We start from the raw sequence: 19,598 nt of genomic DNA, 5'->3' as shown, positions 1-19,598 counted from the left end.
GACAGCGGCGCCTCTGCCATTTGACGGGGGGGGGCCGCCATCATACACGACCGCCCACCCTATATATAGATGTCATCGCCGCCCACGGGCCGGATTCGTCAGGCGCTGTCGTCGGGGGCGACGATCTCGAGTTTCTGCATCTGGTAGCGCAGCTGGCGCACGCTGATCCCGAGCAGGGCCGCGGCCTGGGTGCGGTTGAAGTTGGTCTGCTGGAGCGCGCGGCCGATGATGTCGCGCTCGACCTGGCTCAGGTACTCGGGCAGGTTGCTGGGCAGGCCGGCGGGGCCGAGGCCAGGCGGCGCCGGGTCGGCCGCCGGGGCCGGCTCCAGCTCCACGGCGATCTCCACCGGCGGCACGGGAGCCGCGGCCGGCGCCGGCTCGCGCACCGCATCCCCTGGCCGCGCCGCCTTCAGCGACAGGTCCCCCACTTCGATCACGCCGTCGTTGGCGAAGGCCAGCGCCCGCTCCAGCACGTTTTCCAGTTCGCGGATATTCCCGGGGAAGGAATAGGCGCGCAGCGCGTCCAGCACGCCGGCGCCGAGCGTGGCCTGCCCCGGCCCCGCCAGGCGCGCCAGGATGGCGTCGACCAGCGGCGCCAGGTCGTCGATGCGTTCGCGCAGCGGCGGCAGCGACAGTTCGATCACGTTCAGGCGGTAGAACAAGTCCTGCCTGAACTTGCCCTGCTCGACGCAGCGCGCCAGGTCCTGGTGGGTGGCGCTGATGATGCGCACGTCGACCGGCTCCTCGTTCGTCGCGCCGATCTTGCGCACGCGCCGCTCCTGGATCGCGCGCAGCAGCTTCACCTGCATCGGCAGCGGCAGGTCGGCCACCTCGTCCAGCATCAGGGTGCCGCCGTTGGCCGCCTGGAAGAAGCCGTCGCGGTCGTCCGCCGCCCCGGTGAAGGCGCCCTTGCGGTAGCCGAAGAACTCGGCCTCCATCAGGGTCTCGGGGATCGCGCCGCAGTTCACCGCCACGAAGGATCTCAATGCGCGCGAACTCTGGGCGTGGATCTCGCGCGCCGCCAGTTCCTTGCCGCTGCCGGATTCGCCGGTGATCGAGATCGGCGCGTTCGAGCGCGCCAGGCGGCCGATCTGGGCGCGCAGCGACTGCATCGCGGGCGAGGACCCGATCATGCGCGAACCGGGTGCGGCGCCGTCCTGGGCGGCGGGCGGGGCTTCGGACAGTTTCAGGGCCGAGCGCACCATCACGCGCAGCGCGTCGAGCGCCACCGGCTTGGAGATGTAGTCGAAGGCGCCGGCCTTGAGCGCGACCACCGCGTTCTCGGCGCTGCCGTAGGCGGTGATGACGGCGATCGGCGTCGCCTTGTTGGAGCTGCTGACTTCGCGCACCAGCTCCAGCCCGAGCCCGTCGGGCAGGCGCATGTCGGTCAGGATCAGGGCGTAGTCGTGTTCCTCCACCAGGGCCCGCGCCTGGCGCAAGGTGGCGGCGCTGTCGACGTCCAGGCCCATCTTGAGCAGGGTGATCTCGAGCAGTTCGCGCAGGTCGGCTTCGTCGTCGACCACGAGGATGCGGGGTGCGGCCATGGTTTTCTCTGACTGATCTATACGGTTTAGCGGATTAGCGGATTAGCGGGTCAAGCCGGCCGGGCGAAGCTGATGACGAAGCGTCCGCTCGCCTTGCGCGGCCCCATCGCCGCGGCGTCGAAGCGGTATTCGTAGTCGAGCTGCGCGTCGTTGTTCAGGCACAGCTCGCGCGCCAGGTACAGCCCCAGCCCGGTGCCCTTGCTCGAGGTCGTGTAGAAGGGCTCGAACAGGTGGGACCGCACTTCCGGCGTGATGCCCGGGCCGTCGTCCTGCACGTGCAGCTCGATGCGGCCGGCGGCGTCGCGCGCCGGGAAGATGCGGATGCTGGCCGGCTGGCGGCTGGCGTAGCGGATCGCATTGCCCAGCAGGTTGAGCAGCACTTCGTGCAGGTGCAGCGGGTCGAAGCGCACCGAACTGGCTCCGGCGTCGCCGATATGGACTATATCATCGGCGAGCCCATGGGTTTCGCAGAATTCGGCCTTCAGCTCGGCGAGGAAGTTCGCCAGCAGCAGCGGCTCGCCGTTCGGCTGCACCTTGCGCGACAGTTGCAGGATGTCCTCGACCATGCGGTTCACGCGCGCCACGTTGTCGCCGACGATTTTCAAGAGACGCACCTCGGCCGGGCCGTGCAGGTCCTCGGCCAGCAGCGCGGTGGCGTGGCCGATCGCCGACAGCGGGTTGCGCACCTCGTGCGCGATGCTGGCGGTCAGGCGGCCCATCGAGGCCAGCTTCAGTTGCTGCGCCTGGTTTTCGATGGCGCTCACGTCCTGCATGAAGACCACGCTGCGGCCGAGCGCGACGCCGGGTGTGTCGACCCGCGTGAAGCGCAACTTGAGGTGCACCGGCCCGTCGCGCCGGCCGCGCAGCACGCCTTCGCTTTCCTGGTAGGGCTTCACGGTGACGAACACGGCGCCGTCCACCGGCGCGCGCAGCCAGGCATTGAAGGCCTGGGACAGCGGCTCCATGCCGGGGCCTTCGCCGAGCCGGAAGCCGGTCGCCTCCCCCGCCAGGCCGAGCATGCGCCGCGCCGCCGGGTTGCCGGTGAAGACCACGCCATCGTCGCCGACCACCAGGATGCCGTCGCCGACGTCGGCGATCACGATCCCGTTGATCAGCTGCTGGACCTGCAGGTCGGTGCCGCGCTGGGCCGCCAGCTCTTCCTGCTTGAGGAGGCGCGCCGCCAGGCGGTTGATCATCAGGACGCCGGCGAAGAAGGCGGCGCCGTACAGGCCGGCCTGCATCAGGGGCGGCTGGCGGTCCTGCATGAAGACCTGCCACAGGCTTTCGGCCAGCAGGAACAGGGTCGCGACCGAGGCCGAGAACAGGGCCAGCAGCAGCGGCGCCAGGATCGCGGCGCCGGCCAGCGGGAACAGGTAGAGGATGGCCAGGCCGCTGCGCATGCCGCCGGCCGCCAGGTAGAGCAGCGAGATGACGGCCAGGTCGACCGCGACCTGCGCCCCCAGCTGCAGCGCGAAGCGGCGCCGGTAGCGCGCGCCGGCGACGGCGAAGCCGAGCGCCGCCGCCAGGTAGAACAGGCAGGCCTCGCTGCTCGAAGTGCCGTGCACGCCGTCCTCGGCGATGTCCAGGCCCAGGTAGAGCAGCAGCACCAGCGCGATGACGATGCGGGTGACGGTGAAGGTCTGCAGCGAGCGCCACAGGGTGACGCGTGCTTCGCGCGAAAGCGCGGTCCGGAACGACATCGGCCGGCCTTACTGCGGCGGCAGGCGCACGTGGCCCGGCGAGCAGTAATCCAGGCCGTCCGCGCGCACCGCCTCGGAAGCCGGGAAGTGCAGGCCGCAGTGGGCGCAGCGGGTCATCGATTCGATTTCGCGGGCCGGTTCCTGCGGCCGCGGCGGCTGCTGGAACGGCGGCTGCTGGCTGGACATCTTCTTCAGCTTGGCGCGCACCGCCATCCCGATCAGCACGATCAGGGCGATCCAGAACAGGATGCGGGTCATGCCGCCCCCCGGTGCAGGACCACTTCGAGCACGAAGCGGCTGCCGACATAGGCCAGCGCCAGGGTGGCGAAGCCGGCCAGGGTGAAGCGCAGCGCGGTCTTGCCGCGCCAGCCCTGGTAGCGGCGGCCGGCCAGCAGCGCCGCGAACAGCAGCCAGGACAGCAGCGCGAACACGCTCTTGTGGTCAAAGCGCAGGGCGCGGCCGAACAGCTGTTCGGAGAACACCACGCCGGACAGCACGGTGAGGCTGAGCAGGACGAAGCCGATCCAGATCACGCGGAATAGCAGCTTTTCCATCGTCAAGAGGGCCGGCAGCTGGTCGAGCGCGCCGCCCAGCCAGCCACTGGAAGCTCCGCCGCGCGCATGCAGCCGCGCTTCCTGCAGCGCCATCAGCACCGCGTGGAAGGCGGCGATGGTCAGCGTGCTGTAGGCCAGCACCGCCACAGCCACGTGCCAGCCGAAGGCGGGCGACTGGCCGTCCAGCGCCAGCAGGCTGCCCGGGAACAGCACCGGCAGCGCGGACGCCACGCAGGCGAAGGGCATCACCAGGCGGCGCATGCCGTCGAGGGCGAAATTGCGGTTTTCCAGCCAGTAGGCGGCGACCGAGACCCACAGGGCGCTGGAGAGCATGATGGCGAAGCCGACCCGCAGCCGGCCGGGCGCGGCCACGTCGAGCACAAGCGCGGCGCCATGCACCGCCCAGGCCAGGGCGGTCACGCCGGAGATGACGGCGCCCCGGCGCGACGGCAGCAGGGCGCACACCGCGTACAGGACGGCCGCGGCGAGGAAGAGGGAGTTCTGCATACTGGGAGTCTACACCATCGGATCGCGACGGTGGCGGGGGCTGGCGGGCCCGAGGGAGGTCAGTGGCTGGTCATGCAAACTTGGGCCCCGGCCTGCGCCGGGGCGACGGTCTTCGGGCTAGTGGTACTGCATTACTAAGTGTCAGCTCATGCACGTCGTCCCGGCGGAGGCCGGGACCCAAGTTACTTACCGCACCCACGACCTCAATCGACCGCCGCCATTCTCAGCTCATCAGAATGATGCCGCTGCTGCTCCTCCATCACCATCCCCCCCAGCTCGCGCTTGAGCAGGTTGAATTCCGGCGCCGCCGGATCGCGCATGCGTGGCATCTCGACCAGGACGTCGCGCTTGACCGTCCCCGGCCGGTAGGTCATGACCACGATGCGGTCCGCCAGGTAGACGGCTTCCTCGATGCTGTGGGTGACGAACAGGATGGTCTTCCTCAGCTCCGACCAGATGCGCAGCAGCTCGTCCTGCAGGTTGCGGCGGGTGAGCGCATCCAGCGCGCCGAAGGGCTCGTCCATCAGCATGATCGGCGAATCGAGCGCCAGCACGCGGGCGATCGCCACGCGCTGGCGCATGCCGCCGGACAGGTCCTTGGGAAAGCGCTGGCGGAAGTCGCCCAGCGAGAGCATCGACAGGAGGCTGCCGACCCGGTCGCGGATCTCGGCCTTCGCCATGCCCTTGATGTGCAGGCCGAAGGCGATATTGTCCTCGACCGTCATCCAGGGGAACAGCGCATATTCCTGGAACACCATGCCGCGGTCCGGCCCCGGCCCCTTCACCGGGTTGCCATCGACCGTGATCGACCCGCTGCTGGGCAGCGAAAAGCCCGCCACCGCGTTGAGCAGCGTGGACTTGCCGCAGCCGGAAGGCCCGAGCAGGCAAGTGAACTGTCCGCGCGGGATCTCGAGCCGGATGTCCTGCAGCGCGGTCACGACCCGGCCGCCGGTCGAGAAGGCCTTGTGGACCTGGTCGATGCGGATGTGGGAGAGCGATGGATCAAGCCGTGCGTTCATGTCAGTGCTCCAGGCCGCGGTGCCAGCGCAGCAGGTGGTTGTTCAGGCGGTTGACGGCGGTGTCGATGGCCAGGCCCAAGAGGCCGATGGTGATCATCCCGGCGATGATCTTGTCCGACCAGAAGTACTCGCGCGCTTCCAGGATGCGGAAGCCCAGGCCGTTGTTCACGGCGATCATCTCGGACACGATCACCACGATGAAGGCGGTGCCGATGCCGATCCGCACGCCGGACAGGATGTAGGGCACGGCGGCCGGCAGGATCACGCGCAGGAACATGGTCGCCCCGCCCGCGCCCAGGTTGCGCGCCGCGCGCAGGTAGATGCCGTCGACGTGGCGCACGCCGGCGATGGTGTTCATCAGCACCGGGAAGAAAGCGCCCAGCGCGATCAGGAACACGGCCGGCGGATTGCCCAGGCCGAACCACAGGATGGCGAGCGGGATGTAGGCGATCGGCGGGATCGGGCGCAGGATCTGCACCAGGGGGTTCATCCACGCATGCACGGCCTGGCTCGCGCCCATCGCCAGGCCCAGCGGCAGGGCGAGACCCGCGCCGATCGCGAAGCCGATCACGACGCGCACCATGCTGGTCCAGATGTCCATCGGCAGCTCGCCCGAGAACGCCCAGGAGAGCCGGCCGCCTTCCGTGTATTGGTCGAAGGGCACGAGCGGCAGCAGGTAGGCCACCCACTTGCGCCAGACGTCGAGCGGCGCCGGCAGCACCTGCGGATTGACCCAGCCCATGTACGCGACCCACTGCCACAGGGCGATCGCCAGCACCGGCGCCACCATGCCCACCGCGACCTCACGCCAGCGCGCGCGCGCGCGTGTTCGCCTGTCCGCAATCCTCATGGCCGCTCCCCCCTAGCGCACGCCGAGGCTCTTCATCGCGGCCTCCAGCAGGTCGGTCCGCACCCAGTCCCTGGCCAGCGGCGCGCGCGCCATGCGTCCCACCCCGGTCTTGACCATGATGTCGGTGGTGACCTGGATGTGCTGGGGCGTGAGGGCATAGGAGTAAGGCGAGTTGCGGATCGCATCCTGGAAGTCGTCGCTCGAGATCTGGTTCTTGAAGATGGATTCGCGTACGTACTTCTCGGCCACGGCCGGCTGGTCGATGAAGGTCCTGGTCGCCTCCACGAAGCAGCGCATGAACTTCTCGGCGGCCGGGCGGCGCTCGCGGTAGAACTGCTCGGTCATGACCAGGGTGCGCACCGGCTCGCCGATCGGGGTATCGTAGGGCTTGATGACTTCACTGCCGAAGCCCTTGTTGATGGCCTGCGAGGACTGCGGCTCGGACTGCATCATGGCGTCGATCTGCTTGCCGAGCAGGGCCTGGTTCAGGTCGGGATAGGACAGGTACACGAGCTGCACGTCCTTGCCGGGCGCGGGGGCGGAGGTAAGGCCGTGCTTGGCCAGCTGCGCCATCAAGAGCACTTCCTGGATCGCGCCGCGCGTCACGCCGACGCGCCGGCCCTTGAGCTGGGCCACGCTCTTGACGCCGAGCTCGGGCCGCGCCACCAGCCGTGCCCCGCCGCGCGCGAAGCCGGCCACCGCGACGATCGGCGCGCCGCCGGCGCGGCCCGAGATCGCCGCCTCGGAGGCGGTGGCGCCGACGTCCAGTTCGCCGGCGATCATCGCCTGCATCACGTCCAGGCCCTTGGCGAAGACCTTTTCCTCGATCCGGATGCCGCACCTGGGGGCGATCTCCTTGATATAGGACACGGCGCCGAAGTGGGCCAGCTTGAGGTTGCCGAGCCGGATCACGTCCTGGGCCCGGGCGCCGCCTCCGGCCAGCAGGGCGGCCGCGACAAGAATGCTGCCGAATACCTTCGTCATGCTTCTCTCCTGTTGAATGCGGTGCGAAAAAAGTGCGCTGCACAAAGGACGATGCTGACGGGAAATGACCTAGTGGTACGTGAGATGTGTCAAATCCGACAATGGTCGGGGGTGATCGAACACATCACGGGTGCTGAAAAAGTGCGCTATATGCTCGGCTCGGCCGGACCATGGCAGCCTGCGCAAGGTAAAATGGGGGTTTTCGTCGGTCATATATATACGCTAGGTAGAACATGCTAGATAACCTTACCCAACGCCTTGCCAAGGTCGTCAAGACCATGCGCGGCGAGGCGCGCCTTACCGAGGCGAACACCGCCGAGATGCTGCGCGAAGTGCGCATGGCCCTGCTGGAGGCCGACGTGGCGCTGCCGGCGGTGCGCGAGTTCATCGCCAAAGTGAAGGAAAAAGCGCTGGGCGAAGAAGTCATCGGCTCGCTCAGCCCGGGCCAGGCCCTGGTCGGCGTGGTGCAGCGCGAGCTGGCCGCCCTGATGGGCGCCGACCTCGGTCCCGACGCCACCCAGCTGTCCTTCGCCCAGCAGCCGCCGGCGATCATCCTGATGGCCGGCCTGCAGGGTGTGGGTAAAACCACCACCACCGGCAAGCTCGCCAAGTACCTGAAAGAGCAGAAAAAGAAGAAGGTCCTGACCGTCTCCGCCGACGTCTACCGCCCCGCCGCGATCGCGCAGCTGGAATCGGTGACCAGGCAGGTCGGCGCCGACTTCTTCCCGACCACCGCCAACGACAAGCCGGTCGACATCGCACGTAACGCCCTCGACTGGGCCAAGAAGCACTATCACGACGTCCTGATCATCGACACCGCCGGCCGCCTCGGCATCGACGAAGCGATGATGCAGGAGATCGCCGCGGTGCACGCCGCCGTGAATCCGGTCGAGACCCTGTTCGTGGTCGACGCCATGCTGGGCCAGGATGCGATCAATACCGCCAAGGCCTTCAACGACGCCCTGCCCCTGACCGGCGTGGTGCTGACCAAGCTCGATGGCGACTCGCGCGGCGGTGCGGCGCTATCGGTGCGCCACGTGACCGGCAAGCCGATCAAGTTCGCCGGCGTGTCCGAAAAACTGGACGGCCTGGAAGCCTTCGATCCATCGCGCATGGCGAACCGCGTGCTGGGCATGGGCGACATCCTGGCGCTGGTCGAAGAAGCGCGCAAGGGCGTCGACGCCGAAGCCGCGACCGAACTCGCCAACAAGATCAAGGGCGGCGGCAAGTTCGACATGAACGACTTCAAGGCCCAGCTCACGCAGATGAAGAAGATGGGCGGCATGTCCGGCCTGCTCGACAAGCTGCCGGCGCAGTTCCAGCAGGCAGCAAGCGGCGCCAACATGGACCAGGCCGAGAAGCAGGTGCGGCGCATGGTCGGCATCATCGACTCGATGACGCCGGGCGAGCGCGCCAAGCCGGAGCTGATCAAGGCCAACCGCAAGCGTCGCATCGCGGCCGGCGCCGGCGTGCAGGTGCAGGAAGTGAACCGCATGCTGAATCAATACGACCAGATGCAGACCATGATGAAGAAGCTCAAAGGCGGCGGCCTGATGAAGATGATGCGCGGGATGAAGGGCATGATGCCCGGCCTGCGCTGATCGATCGGCGCTTTTCGAAAAACCGCGCGGGCACTGGCCTTGCGCGGTTTTTTTACGTTCTGGAGGCCGTTTTTTTCATTGAATATACACTCAGTGTGCGATAGCTCGCATTTTGGGGCTTACAAGAATGAAAAAAATTCGAAAAAGACTTGCACGAACAGTAAAAGGCCACCAATATAAGCCCGTGCGTAAATAACGCAATTTCCCTATGATCGTTTTAGGAGGCTCGAAGATGGCAACAGCCAAAAAATCCACCGCAGCGCCAGCAGCAGCTAAAAAGGCCGCCGCCGCCAAGCCGGCAGCAGCCGCCAAGCCTGCAGCGAAGAAAGCAGCAGCTCCAGCAAAAGCAGCAGCGAAACCGGCAGCAAAGCCTGCGGCAGCCCGCAAGCCGAACGCCGCTTTCATGAAAGAGATGACCCCGTCGGGCGAACTGGCAGCAGTGGTGGGCAACAAGCCGCTGCCACGTACCGAAGTGACCAAGAAGGTCTGGGACTACATCAAGGCACAGAATCTGCAAGACGCCGCGAACCGCCGCATGATCAACGCCGACGACAAGCTGAAAGCCGTCTTCGGTGGCAAGGCCCAGGTGTCGATGTTCGAAATGACCAAGCTGATTTCGGACCACCTGAAGTAAGCACTGGCCGGCTGTCCAGTAGCCTTGTAAATGAAAAGCCCCGTCGGATAGCGGGGCTTTTTGTTTTTGGGCGATGCGGAGGAATGTGCTGACCACTGCCTCCAATTCATTTGTTAGCTGATGAACAGTCATCCCGGCGCAGGCCGGAATGACGTTGATTAGAGATGACGGTATTCATAAGCAGCGGCTTCGACGAAGCCGCATGTCTTATAAGCCTGCAGCTGCTTTCATCAAGTAAAACACCTGCGTATTCTCCATCGTTCCCTTGAACGGCGCCGACCCCGCCCCCACCGCATACAGCTTCACATCCCCGCCGCCGTGCGACTCGTACACCGTATGCACACCCGCCTCCTGCTGGTAATCGTCACCCAGCGCAACGGCGCTGTCGATATCCGCGCGCACGTCGGGACGCACCTTGCCGTTGCCGAAGACGAGGGCCGTGAAGGTCTTGCCGTCGGCGTCCTTCTTCGGTTGGCCTGACGCATAGTCGTGGACGATGTCGAGGACTTTGCTGCCGCGCTTCGGGTAGCCGTTCAGGACCATGGTGTGGTCGTGGTCGGCGGTGATCACGATCAGGGTGTTCTCCAGGCCCGGATCGATTTGCCGCATCCGGTCGATCGCCGCCTGGATCGCTTCGTCGAACGCCACCGTGTCGGCCAGCGCGTTCCTGGCGTTGTTGTCGTGCAGGGCGTGGTCGATCTTGCCGCCTTCGACCATCAGGAAGAAGCCGTCCGGATCCTTGGAGAGCAAATCGATCGCCTTGAGCGCCATGTCCGTCAGCGTCGGCTGCTCGGGACGGCGCGCCAGCGAATAGTCGAGGTGGTCATCGGCGCTGTAGATGCCGACGAACTTGCGGCCCGGACGCGCCGACATCATGTCGGCGCGCGTGCGGCCGACGGCATAGCCTTGCGCTTCGAATTCGGCCATCAGGTCGCGGCCGTCGGCGCGGCCCTTCGGATTGGCGGCCTTGTCGTAGGGCGTGAAGTGGTGGCGGCCGCCGCCCATCAGCACGTCGACGCCATCCTTCAGCGCGACGTTGTAGCCCTCCCCGCCCGGCACGATCTGGCGCGCGATGGTGTAGGCCGCGTCGCGGTGACAGACGTGGGAGAAGGTCGATGCCGGCGTGGCGTGGGTCAGTTCGGTGGTGGTGACCGCGCCCACGGCTTTACCACGGGCCTTGGCCAGTTCCAGGATGGTCGGGGCGACGTAGCCGTTGTTCTGCCCGCACTGGTCGACGGTGCGGTTGCCGTTGGCGTCCTTCGCGGGGTCGATCGCGCGCGCATCCTTCATCGAGATGCCGTCCTGGTTGATCTTCACGCCGGTCATGTAGGCGCCCATCGAGGGTGCGCTGTCGGTGGTCTGGAAGTCGTTCGAATAGGTCTTGATGCGCGCGGTGCGTTCCAGGCGTTCGAAGTTCAGGAAGCCTTCCTCGCCGTGCTTGAAGATGCGCGCGGCGGCGATGGTGGTCGGGCCCATGCCGTCGCCGAGGAAGAAGATGATGTTCTTCGCTTGCGGCGCGGCGAACGCGGAAGTCGTGAACAGGCCGGCAAGCAGCAGTGTCGAAAGTCGTTTCATCGTGGTCTCCTTACAGGCCGGCGGCATTCTTGATCAGGCTGAAGACCCGGGTGTTGTCGATGGTCCCGCGGAACATCTCCGCGCCGGCGCCCTGGGCGCCCAGGAACACGTCGCTGCCGCCGTGGGTTTCGGCGCCCGCGCGGGTGCGCACCACGGCCTCCTGGTGGTAGTCGTCGCGCGTCACGATCTCGTCGGTGAGCGCGGGCTGGGAGCCGCGCGGGCCATTGACCCGGTTCTCGCCGGTGCCGAAGCCGATGATGGTGAAGGGCCGGCCGTTCTGGTCCAGCTTGGGCGTGCCGTCGAGGTTGCGCACCAGGCCCAGCACACCGGGATTGGTCGGCGTGGTCTTGCCGGTGCGGACCGCGTAGCCGTTCAGCAGCAGGGTGTGGTCGTGGTCGGCGGTGGAGACGATCAGGGTGTTCTTCAGGCCCGGATCGATCGCTTCCATCTTGTCGATCGCGGCCTGCATGGCGTCGTTGAAGGAGACGGTTTCCTGCAGCGCGCGCTTGCCCAGCGTGGCGTGCAGCGCGTGGTCGATCAGGCCGCCCTCCACTACCAGGAAGAAGCCCTTGCCGTCCTTGCCAGCGTGCGGCGCCAGCAGGTCGATCGCCTTGCGCGTCATCTCGGTGAGGCTCGGTTGCTGCGCCGGCTTGCGCGCGGCGTCATAGTCCATGTGGCTCTGGGCGAACAGGCCGATGGCCGGCTGGCCCGCATTGAGAGCGTTGAAGCCCGCGGTGTCGGTGGCGACGCGGAAGCCCTGCTGCCCGAGTTCCGCCAACAGGTCTCGATTGTCGGCACGCTTGCCGCCGCGCGCGAAGGGCGTGAAGTATTGCAGGCCGCCGCCGAACAGCACGTCCAGCCCGCGCGCGCCGAGCGCGGCGTTGTAGCCGGCGCCGCCCGGCACGACCATGGCGGCGAAGTCGGTTTCCAGCTTGCGGTGACAGCCGTGGCCATAGCTCGATGCCGGGGTGGCGTCGGTGACGCTGGTGGTGGTGACGACGCCGAGCGCCATGCCGCGGCGTTTCGCCAGTTCCAGCAGAGTGGGAGCGGGCGCGCCGTTGGCGCCGGCCTCGATGCAGCGGCTCACCAGGGCGTTGCCGTTGGCGTCCTTGCCAGGGGCCACCGCGCGGGTGCCGGAGGACATCGAGATCACGCCGTTGTTGTGCTTCACGCCGGTCATGTAGGCGGCCATGCCGGCCGCGCTGTCGGTGACCATGGCGTCGTTCGAGAAGGTCTTCACGAAGGCCGATTCGGGCATGCGGTCGATGGTCAGCTGGCCTTCTTCGCCGGCGTGGAAGATGCGGGCGGCGGTCAGGGTGTTGACGCCGAGGCCGTCGCCGAGGAAGAAGATGACGTTTTTCGCGGGCGGGTCGATGGGGTTGTGTTGCGCGGCGGTGTGCGGCGGGGCCGGTGGGGCGGAGGCGCAGCCGGCGAGCGCGAAGGCGAGCGCGAGGCTGGCGAGAGGGGGCTGTCGCATGGAGACCTCTGGAATTGGGAAGCGGTGAGGATACACCGGCAGAAGAGCGTGTGACAGATTTATTACATGGGGAGTTCGGGTGGTGGAAATTGGGCTCCGGCCTTCGCCGGAGGTCGTAGGCGCCAGTGGCGCGTACGACGGTTTTACGGCTAACGGTGCAATCGAGCGTTCACCATCTCAACCGGCGTGGTTGAACTCCCATTTCTTCCACGCGGCCAGCACCGCGTTCGGGTATTGGGGCTTGCCGCGGCTGCCGTTGTAGCGGCCGAGGGCGAGGTAGAGGTTGCCCTTTTCCATGTCGATGTACATGCGCAGGATCGAGCAGCCGTAGCGCAGGTTGGTCTGCATGTTGAACAGCATGCGGCGGTCGCTGTCGCCGATGACCTTGGTCCAGAACGGCATCACCTGCATGTAGCCGCGCGCGCCGGCGATCGAGATCGCGTACTTGCGGTAGGCCGACTCGACCTGGATCAGGCCCAGCACCATGGCCGGATCGAGGCCGGAGCGGGTCGATTCGTACCACACCGTCTCGAGGAATTCGGTGCGCGAGAGCTGGTCCGGGATGCGCTTGGCCAGGCGCTTCGACATCTCGTCGAACCAGGCCCCGTAGCGCGCCCGCGCGGCGGCGTCGCGCAGCACGGGCTTGGGCGGCCGGGTGTCGTGGATGGCGTTGGCCAGGGCCAGGCGCACCGAGTCGGCCAGCTGTTCTTCCTTCTGGTTGCCGGCATGCGCCGAGGCGCCGAACAACAGTCCGGCGGCCAGCAGCGCACCTGCGGTAAAGGGAAGCAGCGCCGACTGGATCACTTGCCCAGCTTGCCCTTGATGAAGGCGACCATGCCGTCGACCGGCACGCTGGTGGCGGCGTCGTCGCGGCGGCCCTGGTATTCCAGGTTGCCTTCCTTGAGGCCGCGTTCGCCGATCACGACGCGGTGCGGCACGCCGATCAGTTCCCAGTCGGCGAACATCGCGCCCGGACGCAGGCCGCGGTCGTCGACGATGACGTCGATGCCGGCAGCGACCAGGTCGGCGTACAGCTTCTCGGTCTGCTCCTTGACCATCTCGCTGCGGTCCAGGCCCATCGGGCACAGCACCAGTTCGAACGGTGCGATCGCATCCGGCCAGACGATGCCCTTGTCGTCGAAGTTCTGCTCGATCGCCGCGCCCAGGATGCGGGTCACGCCGATGCCGTAGCAGCCCATCTGCAGCGGCGCCGGCTTGCCGGCTTCGTCGAGGAAGGTGGCGCCCATGGCTTCCGAATAGGCGGTGCCGAGCTGGAACACGTGGCCGACTTCGATGCCGCGCTCGATCGCGAGTTTACCCTTGCCGTCCGGCGAAGCGTCGCCCTCGACCACGTTGCGCAGGTCGGCGACGATGGGTTCCGCCACGTCGCGGCCCCAGTTCACGCCGATGTGATGGTAGTCGACTTCATTGGCGCCGCAGACGAAATCGGCCATGTTGGCGACCGTGCGGTCGGCGACGACGGTGACCGGCAGGCGGGTAGAGATCGGGCCGAGATAACCCGGCACGGTGCCGTAGACTTCCTGGATCTCGGCTTCGGTCGAGAAGCGGAATTCCTTCAGGCCTTCCACCTTCGACACCTTGATCTCGTTGAGTTCATGGTCGGCGCGCAGCAGCAGCAGGAAGTAGGTTTTCTTGCCTTCGTTCTCGACGGTGAGCGCAATGCTCTTGACGTGCTTCTCGAGCGGGATCGACAGCAGTTCGGCCACGGCTTCGCATTTGGTCTTGCCGGGCGTGGAGGTCTTGGTCAGTTCTTGCGTGGCCGCGCCGCGCTCGCCGATGGCCAGCGCTTCCGCCGCTTCCATATTGGCCGCGTAGTCCGAATCCGGGCAGTAGACCAGCGCATCCTCGCCGGTGCTGGCGATCACGTGGAATTCGTGCGAGCCGGTGCCGCCGATGGCGCCGTTGTCGGCCGCCACCGCGCGGAACTTCAGGCCGAAGCGGGTGAAGATCTGTTTATACGCATCGAACATCGTCGCGTAGGACTTCTGCATGCCCTCGACGTCGCGGTCGAAGGAGTAGGCATCCTTCATGGTGAACTCGCGGCCGCGCATCAGGCCGAAGCGCGGACGGCGCTCGTCGCGGAACTTGGTCTGGATGTGGTAGAAGTTGATCGGCAGCTGGCGGTAGGACTTCAACTCGCTGCGCACGACGTCGGTCACGACTTCTTCCGAGGTCGGCTGGATCGCGAACTCGCGGCCGTGGCGGTCCTTCACGCGCATCAGCTCGGGGCCCATCTTGTCCCAGCGGCCGGTTTCCTGCCACAGTTCGGCCGGCTGCACCAGCGGCATCAGCAGTTCGATCGCGCCCGCCTTGTTCATCTCTTCGCGGATGATGTTCTCCACCTTGCGGATGATCCGCAAGCCAGTCGGCATGTACGTATAGATGCCGGAACCGAGCCGTTTGATCATCCCGGCGCGCATCATCAGCTGGTGGCTGACGATTTCCGCGTCGGAAGGCGCTTCTTTAAGCGTAGAAATAAAAAATCGTGAGGCGCGCATATCCGTGAATTCTTTTTAAAAAGAGAGAGTTATAATCAACCTAATTTTAAAGGATTAGCTGGCTGATGCGACCAATCTTTCTACAAATGGGTCCGGAACACGCAGAGGAACTGGCAACCCCGGCCCCGTCGGCAATTTGCCGGCGCTGCGGCCGCGCCGATTTGTGGGTAAAAATATAAGGATCGTACGGCCGGCAGAAAGTTTCGAGGTGCACTTATGCTCGATCGTGAAGGGTTTCGGCCCAACGTCGGCATCATCCTGCTGAACGCCAACAACGAGGTGTGGTGGGGCAAGCGGGTGCGCGAGCACTCGTGGCAGTTTCCGCAAGGGGGTATCAAATACGGCGAGACGCCGGAGCAGGCGATGTACCGCGAGCTCGAGGAAGAAATCGGCTTGCGCCAGGAGCACGTCAAGATCGTGGGCCGCACCCGCGACTGGCTGCGCTATGAGGTGCCGGATCACTTCATCAAGCGCGAGATCCGCGGCCACTACCGTGGCCAGAAGCAGATCTGGTTCCTGTTGCGGATGACGGCGCGCGACAACGACGTCAACCTGCGCCTGACCGACCATCCCGAGTTCGATGCCTGGCGCTGGCACGACTACTGGGTGCCGCTGGACGTGGTCATCGAGTTCAAGCGCGATGTCTACCAGCGCGCATTGCAGGAACTGTCGCGCTTCATCACCTGGCCGGCCAAGGGCCAGCACGGCGAGCGCCGCCACAGCGCGCGCTACCTGCGCCAGCCGCACGGCCGCTCGCAGGGCGGCAAGGGCGGCGCGCAAGCGCAGCAGGCGCCGCTGGCCGCGGCTTCGGCCAAGCCGGCAGCGCCGGATTCGCTGGTGCTGGTTCCGGACAAGTAACCCTCCAAAAGGACGAGCCGCGGCTCGTCCTTTTCTGTTTTATGCCTGGCGCATTGTCAGCCGGATAAGCGGCCCTGACAATACAGCCATGCATCCCCTCGCCCGCGCGCTCGCCTGCGCCGCCCTCCTCGCTGCCGCGTCCGTCCAGGCGCAAGCCATCGACCCCAACGGTTGCCTCTACGTCAACGTTGCCAGCGTCCCGGTCCACTACACCGGCCCCTCGCTCAACCTGACCATGGACGGTTCGATCAACGGTACCCCGGCCCAGCTGCTCGTCGACACCGGCGCCAGCGACACGGCGCTGACCCGCACCGGCACCGAACCGCGCGGCATGTCGCTGTGGTCGACCGGCGCCAGCAGCGTCGGCATCGGCGGCTACAGCCGCATCTACCGCACCCGCTACAAGGAATTCCGCGCCGGCCCGGCCACGGCCAGCTCGGGCGAACTGCGCGTGATCCACGACTTCGGCGTGCCGCCCGACTTCGACGGCCTGGTCGGCGCGCCCTTCCTGCTGCAGAGCGACTTCGAGATCTCGCTGGCGGAAAAAGAGCTGCGCTTCTTCCGCCCCAGGAACTGCGGCGGCCGCTTCCTGGCCTACTGGGACCAGGACGCCGTCGTGGTGCCCTTCGAATCGAGCTGGTCGTCCAGCCCCAACCCGCAGTTCACGGTGCTGCTGAACGGGAAGAAGCTGAACGCGGTCATCGACAGCGGCGCCAGCGTCACCTCGGTCACGCTCGCCGCCGCCAGGCGCGCCGGCATGAAGCTCGATGCGCCGAACGTCGAACGCCTGGGCGAAAGCGCCGGCGTCGGCGACACCAGGGTAGCGCGCTGGGGCGCCACCTTCGATACCCTGCAGATCGGCGGCGAAATCATCCGCAATGCCGCGGTCGGCGTCCTCGACGCCAGTTTCGGCGACATCGACCTGCTGCTCGGCGCCGACTTCCTGCGCGCGCACCGGGTGCTGTTCGCGATGAGCCAGCGCAAGCTCTACATCAGCTACGTCGGCGGCGAGCCGCTCGGCCAGCGCCGCGGCATCGAGCCCTGGATGCAGAAGGAAGCCGAGGCCGGCAACAGCGACGCCCAGATGATGCTGTCTTCGATGTACCGCAGCGGCCACGGCGTGACGGCGGATCCGGTCCAGGCCCGGGCCTGGTTCGACCGCGCCGCCGCGGCCGGCAACCCGCGCGCCAATTTCACCATCGGCCGCGCGGCCATGGGCCGCGGCGATTACGAGGAAGCGGCGCGGCGCCTGCGCACCGGCCTGCGCGGCCTGCCGGGCGACCGCATCGCCGCGCTGTGGCTGTACGTGGTGCGCCTGCGCCTGGGCGAAGGCGAGGCGGCGCGCGCCGACCTGGAAAAGACCTTCGCGCGCGACGACAACGACCAGTGGCCGAAAGCCGTGGCGCGCTACCTGCTCGGCAAGCGCAGCCTGGACGACGTGCTGGACGACGCGCGCGAGGACAAGCCGCACGCCAACGCCCAGGCTTGCTTCGCCCGCACCGCGATCGCCGAATACCACGCGGCGCTGGGCGAGGCGGACAGGGCCAAGGCCATGCTGGCGCAGCGGCCGGAGTGCGCTCCGCCACCGAAGGCGACGTAAGCAAGGCTAGGCAGGACGCGCTAGAATGCCGGCTTCCTGCCTTTTATTGCCTCCTCCCCAGCCATGTTCACACCGTCCTCGCACGACGTGCGCCGCTTTTTCTGCGACGCACTGCGCAAGCAGCGCAACGGAGAAGTCCTGACCCCGATGGACGCCATCGCGGCCGACTGGATCGTCCAGCATCCCGAATACCACGCCGAACTGGCGGACGCCGAGGAGGCGATCGCGCGCGACTACTCGGTCGAGGGCGGCAAGCCGAACCCCTTCCTCCACCTGTCGATGCACCTGTCGATCGTGGAACAGGTCTCGATCGACCAGCCGCGCGGCATCAAGGCCGCCCACGACCTGCTGGTCGCGCGCCGCGGCGAGCACGAGGCGCACCACGAGATCATGGAGTGCCTGGGCGAAATGATCTGGGCCTCGCAACGGAGTGGCTTGCCGCCGGATACCGAGGCCTACGTCGAGTGCGTGCGCGGGCGCGCCACGCGCTAGCAACCATATCGGTGTTCGCGCCGGTAGTCGTAGGCGCCAGTGGCGCGTACGACGGTCTTCAAGGCGTGACCGAATACATACACCTTTCCGTATTTATGCGTGATAGATTGCATTCTAGGAAACTTTCCTCCTAGAATTTCTGCATGCATACTTCCCTACTCCGCCACTTCCCGCGCCTGGTCCTGGGCGCCGCCTGCGCCCTCGCGCCGCTCACCCACGCCCTCGCCCAGAGCGAATGCAAGTACCAGCCGATCGGCAAGCTGCCGCTGCGCTACAGCGGGCCGGGCCTGGAGATCACCACCGAGGGCACCATCAACGGCATGCCGGCCGAGCTGCTGGTCGACACCGGCGCTTATGCGACCGCCCTGACCCGCACCGGAACCGAGCGGCGCGGCATCCGCCTGTACGCCACCGGCCGCCGCGCCAGCGGTTTCGGCGGCTCCTCGCCGATCTACGCCTCGATCGCCAACGAGTTCATCGTCGGCCCGGTACGCGCCGGCCGCAGCAACATGCCGGTGATCGGCACCTTCGGCGACACGCCCTCCTACGACGGGATCCTCGGGGCGCCCTTCATCTTCCAGACCGACGTCGAGATTTCGCTCGCCAACAAGCACCTGATCTTCTTCGTGCCCGAAAAATGCGGCGGCGCCTGGCTCGGCTATTGGGGCAAGGATGTGCAGTCGGTTCCGCTGCGGCGCCACGACGAAGACCACATGAATCCCAAGTTCTTCGTGCGCATCAACGGCAAGGAACTGGAAGCGATGATCGATACCGGAGCCTTTGCCTCCATGATGACGGCCGACGCCGCGAAGCGCGCCGGCATCGACCTGAACGGCCCCAACGTCACGCGCGGCACCGACATCGGCGGCATCGGCGACTATGCCGCTTCGCGCTGGCATGCGAAGACGACCTTCCAGATCGGCGAGGAGATCGTCCAGAACGCGGACATCGGGATCGAGAACTCCGGCCTGAACATGGCCGACGTGGTGCTGGGCGCCGACTTCCTGCGCGCCCACCGCGTGCTGTTCGCGGTCAGCCAGAACAAGCTCTACTTCTCCTACGTGGGCGGCGACCCGTTCGGCCAGCGCCGCACGCTCGAGCCCTGGGTGGTGGCCGAGGCCGAAGCCGGCAACGGCGACGCCCAGTACACGCTGGCGCGCGCCTACCGCAGCGGCAAGCTGGTCGCCAAGGACCGTGCGCGTTCCGACGAGTGGCTGGAAAAGGCCGCCAAGGGCGGCAACGGCTACGCCAACCTGTACACCGGCCACGAGCTGCTGGTGAGCCGCGACTACCCCGCCGCCGCCGCGCGCCTGCGCACCGCGCTCGACAAGCTGCCGGCCGAACGCCACGGCGCGGTCTGGCTCTACATCGCCCGCGTGCGCGCCGGCCAGGCCGACCTCGCGAAGTCGGAACTGGCGGCCACCTTTGCGCGCACCCAGAGCGACGAATGGCCGAAGCCGATCGGCGAGTTCTATCTCGGCAAGCTCTCCGCCGAGAAGCTGCTGGCCGAAGCCGGCGGCGCCAACAGCGAGGGCGCCGAGCGCCGCTGCGAAGCTCTGGCCGCGATGGGCGACTTCCACCGCGCGCACGGACAGGCCGCGCAGGAGCAAGCCGTCGAGGCTCAGATCAAGGCCGGCTGCACCACGCCCGAGCTGACCTACACGAAGCTGGGCGGCTGAGTTTC

The 19,598-nt window shown here is 66.9% G+C and carries 17 protein-coding genes; 6 read left to right on the top strand and 11 right to left on the bottom strand.

Annotated features, from left to right (window positions below; all coding sequences use genetic code 11):
- Positions 1 to 98 precede the first annotated feature (98 nt).
- The 7 genes from LQ564_RS02210 to LQ564_RS02180 all read right to left on the bottom strand — a co-directional run bounded on the left by LQ564_RS02210 (position 99) and on the right by LQ564_RS02180 (position 7,158).
- Positions 99 to 1,544, bottom strand: a complete 1,446-nt coding sequence (locus tag LQ564_RS02210; protein WP_231056449.1) for a sigma-54-dependent transcriptional regulator — start codon at positions 1,542 to 1,544, stop codon at positions 99 to 101.
- A 50-nt stretch (positions 1,545 to 1,594) separates the two neighbouring features.
- Positions 1,595 to 3,244: a sensor histidine kinase gene (locus LQ564_RS02205; RefSeq protein ID WP_231056448.1), complete on the bottom strand. Its 1,650-nt coding sequence runs from the start codon at positions 3,242 to 3,244 to the stop codon at positions 1,595 to 1,597.
- Between the two features lie 9 nt (positions 3,245 to 3,253).
- Entirely contained in the window at positions 3,254 to 3,502 is a 249-nt protein-coding gene (locus LQ564_RS02200; RefSeq protein ID WP_231056447.1) for a PP0621 family protein, read from the bottom strand.
- Positions 3,499 to 4,305, bottom strand: coding sequence for a cytochrome C assembly family protein (locus LQ564_RS02195; protein WP_231056446.1), 807 nt, complete (start codon positions 4,303 to 4,305; stop codon positions 3,499 to 3,501). The genes LQ564_RS02200 and LQ564_RS02195 overlap by 4 nt, the downstream gene beginning before the upstream one ends.
- 203 nt (positions 4,306 to 4,508) lie before the next feature.
- Entirely contained in the window at positions 4,509 to 5,324 is an 816-nt protein-coding gene (locus LQ564_RS02190; protein ID WP_231056445.1) for an ABC transporter ATP-binding protein, read from the bottom strand.
- 1 nt (position 5,325) lies between these two features.
- Entirely contained in the window at positions 5,326 to 6,114 is a 789-nt protein-coding gene (locus LQ564_RS02185) for an ABC transporter permease (RefSeq protein WP_371873432.1), read from the bottom strand.
- Between the two features lie 72 nt (positions 6,115 to 6,186).
- On the bottom strand, positions 6,187 to 7,158 hold the full coding sequence (locus LQ564_RS02180; RefSeq protein ID WP_231056443.1) for an ABC transporter substrate-binding protein: 972 nt from the start codon (positions 7,156 to 7,158) through the stop codon (positions 6,187 to 6,189).
- Between the two features lie 233 nt (positions 7,159 to 7,391).
- On the opposite strand from LQ564_RS02180, the gene ffh reads away from it, so the two are divergent.
- Together ffh and LQ564_RS02170 are read left to right on the top strand one after the other, a co-directional pair.
- Positions 7,392 to 8,759, top strand: coding sequence for a signal recognition particle protein (ffh, locus tag LQ564_RS02175; protein ID WP_231056442.1), 1,368 nt, complete (start codon positions 7,392 to 7,394; stop codon positions 8,757 to 8,759).
- A gap of 232 nt (positions 8,760 to 8,991) precedes the next feature.
- The gene (locus LQ564_RS02170) at positions 8,992 to 9,393 is read left to right on the top strand and encodes an SWIB/MDM2 domain-containing protein (protein ID WP_231057349.1); all 402 of its coding nucleotides are present in this window, start codon (positions 8,992 to 8,994) and stop codon (positions 9,391 to 9,393) included.
- A 207-nt stretch (positions 9,394 to 9,600) separates the two neighbouring features.
- Here LQ564_RS02170 and LQ564_RS02165 read toward each other — a convergent pair whose 3' ends face one another.
- From LQ564_RS02165 to LQ564_RS02150, 4 genes are all read right to left on the bottom strand, one after another.
- Complete coding sequence (locus tag LQ564_RS02165; protein WP_231056441.1) at positions 9,601 to 10,968, bottom strand: alkaline phosphatase; 1,368 nt, start codon at positions 10,966 to 10,968, stop codon at positions 9,601 to 9,603.
- 10 nt (positions 10,969 to 10,978) lie between these two features.
- Complete coding sequence (locus LQ564_RS02160) at positions 10,979 to 12,445, bottom strand: alkaline phosphatase (protein ID WP_231056440.1); 1,467 nt, start codon at positions 12,443 to 12,445, stop codon at positions 10,979 to 10,981.
- Between the two features lie 177 nt (positions 12,446 to 12,622).
- On the bottom strand, positions 12,623 to 13,246 hold the full coding sequence (locus LQ564_RS02155) for a lytic transglycosylase domain-containing protein (protein WP_371873431.1): 624 nt from the start codon (positions 13,244 to 13,246) through the stop codon (positions 12,623 to 12,625).
- A complete protein-coding gene (locus LQ564_RS02150) occupies positions 13,246 to 14,964 on the bottom strand; it encodes a proline--tRNA ligase (RefSeq protein WP_231056439.1) in 1,719 nt (572 codons plus the stop codon). The genes LQ564_RS02155 and LQ564_RS02150 overlap by 1 nt, the downstream gene beginning before the upstream one ends.
- 216 nt (positions 14,965 to 15,180) lie before the next feature.
- On the opposite strand from LQ564_RS02150, the gene LQ564_RS02145 reads away from it, so the two are divergent.
- The 4 genes from LQ564_RS02145 (at position 15,181) to LQ564_RS02125 (ending at position 19,593) form a co-directional block, all read left to right on the top strand.
- The gene (locus LQ564_RS02145) at positions 15,181 to 15,822 is read left to right on the top strand and encodes an RNA pyrophosphohydrolase (protein ID WP_231056438.1); all 642 of its coding nucleotides are present in this window, start codon (positions 15,181 to 15,183) and stop codon (positions 15,820 to 15,822) included.
- A gap of 88 nt (positions 15,823 to 15,910) precedes the next feature.
- Complete coding sequence (locus LQ564_RS25785) at positions 15,911 to 17,422, top strand: retroviral-like aspartic protease family protein (protein ID WP_272492074.1); 1,512 nt, start codon at positions 15,911 to 15,913, stop codon at positions 17,420 to 17,422.
- 63 nt (positions 17,423 to 17,485) lie between these two features.
- Positions 17,486 to 17,914 carry a DUF1841 family protein gene (locus LQ564_RS02130; protein ID WP_231056437.1) on the top strand — a complete coding sequence of 143 codons (429 nt, stop codon included), beginning with the start codon at positions 17,486 to 17,488 and terminating at the stop codon, positions 17,912 to 17,914.
- Positions 17,915 to 18,057: 143 nt separating this feature from the next.
- Positions 18,058 to 19,593 carry a retroviral-like aspartic protease family protein gene (locus tag LQ564_RS02125; RefSeq protein WP_231056436.1) on the top strand — a complete coding sequence of 512 codons (1,536 nt, stop codon included), beginning with the start codon at positions 18,058 to 18,060 and terminating at the stop codon, positions 19,591 to 19,593.
- The last annotated feature ends 5 nt before the right edge of the window (positions 19,594 to 19,598 follow it).

Origin of the sequence: Massilia phyllostachyos, from assembly GCF_021044825.1 — a bacterium.
GTDB classification, from domain to species: domain Bacteria; phylum Pseudomonadota; class Gammaproteobacteria; order Burkholderiales; family Burkholderiaceae_D; genus Telluria; species Telluria phyllostachyos.
Note: the sequence above shows the minus strand (reverse complement) of the source record. Positions and strands in the feature narration are given on the sequence as shown.

Excerpts from the sequence above, each read along its gene's own strand:
- LQ564_RS02210 (WP_231056449.1), bottom strand. The coding sequence starts at position 1,544 with ATGGCCGCACCCCGCATCCTCGTGGTCGACGACGAAGCCGACCTGCGC.
- LQ564_RS02205 (WP_231056448.1), bottom strand. The coding sequence starts at position 3,244 with ATGTCGTTCCGGACCGCGCTTTCGCGCGAAGCACGCGTCACCCTGTGG.
- LQ564_RS02200 (WP_231056447.1), bottom strand. The coding sequence starts at position 3,502 with ATGACCCGCATCCTGTTCTGGATCGCCCTGATCGTGCTGATCGGGATG.
- LQ564_RS02195 (WP_231056446.1), bottom strand. The coding sequence starts at position 4,305 with ATGCAGAACTCCCTCTTCCTCGCCGCGGCCGTCCTGTACGCGGTGTGC.
- LQ564_RS02190 (WP_231056445.1), bottom strand. The coding sequence starts at position 5,324 with ATGAACGCACGGCTTGATCCATCGCTCTCCCACATCCGCATCGACCAG.
- LQ564_RS02185 (WP_371873432.1), bottom strand. The coding sequence starts at position 6,114 with ATGGTGGCGCCGGTGCTGGCGATCGCCCTGTGGCAGTGGGTCGCGTAC.
- LQ564_RS02180 (WP_231056443.1), bottom strand. The coding sequence starts at position 7,158 with ATGACGAAGGTATTCGGCAGCATTCTTGTCGCGGCCGCCCTGCTGGCC.
- ffh (WP_231056442.1), top strand. The coding sequence starts at position 7,392 with ATGCTAGATAACCTTACCCAACGCCTTGCCAAGGTCGTCAAGACCATG.
- LQ564_RS02170 (WP_231057349.1), top strand. The coding sequence starts at position 8,992 with ATGGCAACAGCCAAAAAATCCACCGCAGCGCCAGCAGCAGCTAAAAAG.
- LQ564_RS02165 (WP_231056441.1), bottom strand. The coding sequence starts at position 10,968 with ATGAAACGACTTTCGACACTGCTGCTTGCCGGCCTGTTCACGACTTCC.
- LQ564_RS02160 (WP_231056440.1), bottom strand. The coding sequence starts at position 12,445 with ATGCGACAGCCCCCTCTCGCCAGCCTCGCGCTCGCCTTCGCGCTCGCC.
- LQ564_RS02150 (WP_231056439.1), bottom strand. The coding sequence starts at position 14,964 with ATGCGCGCCTCACGATTTTTTATTTCTACGCTTAAAGAAGCGCCTTCC.
- LQ564_RS02145 (WP_231056438.1), top strand. The coding sequence starts at position 15,181 with ATGCTCGATCGTGAAGGGTTTCGGCCCAACGTCGGCATCATCCTGCTG.
- LQ564_RS25785 (WP_272492074.1), top strand. The coding sequence starts at position 15,911 with ATGCATCCCCTCGCCCGCGCGCTCGCCTGCGCCGCCCTCCTCGCTGCC.
- LQ564_RS02130 (WP_231056437.1), top strand. The coding sequence starts at position 17,486 with ATGTTCACACCGTCCTCGCACGACGTGCGCCGCTTTTTCTGCGACGCA.
- LQ564_RS02125 (WP_231056436.1), top strand. The coding sequence starts at position 18,058 with ATGCATACTTCCCTACTCCGCCACTTCCCGCGCCTGGTCCTGGGCGCC.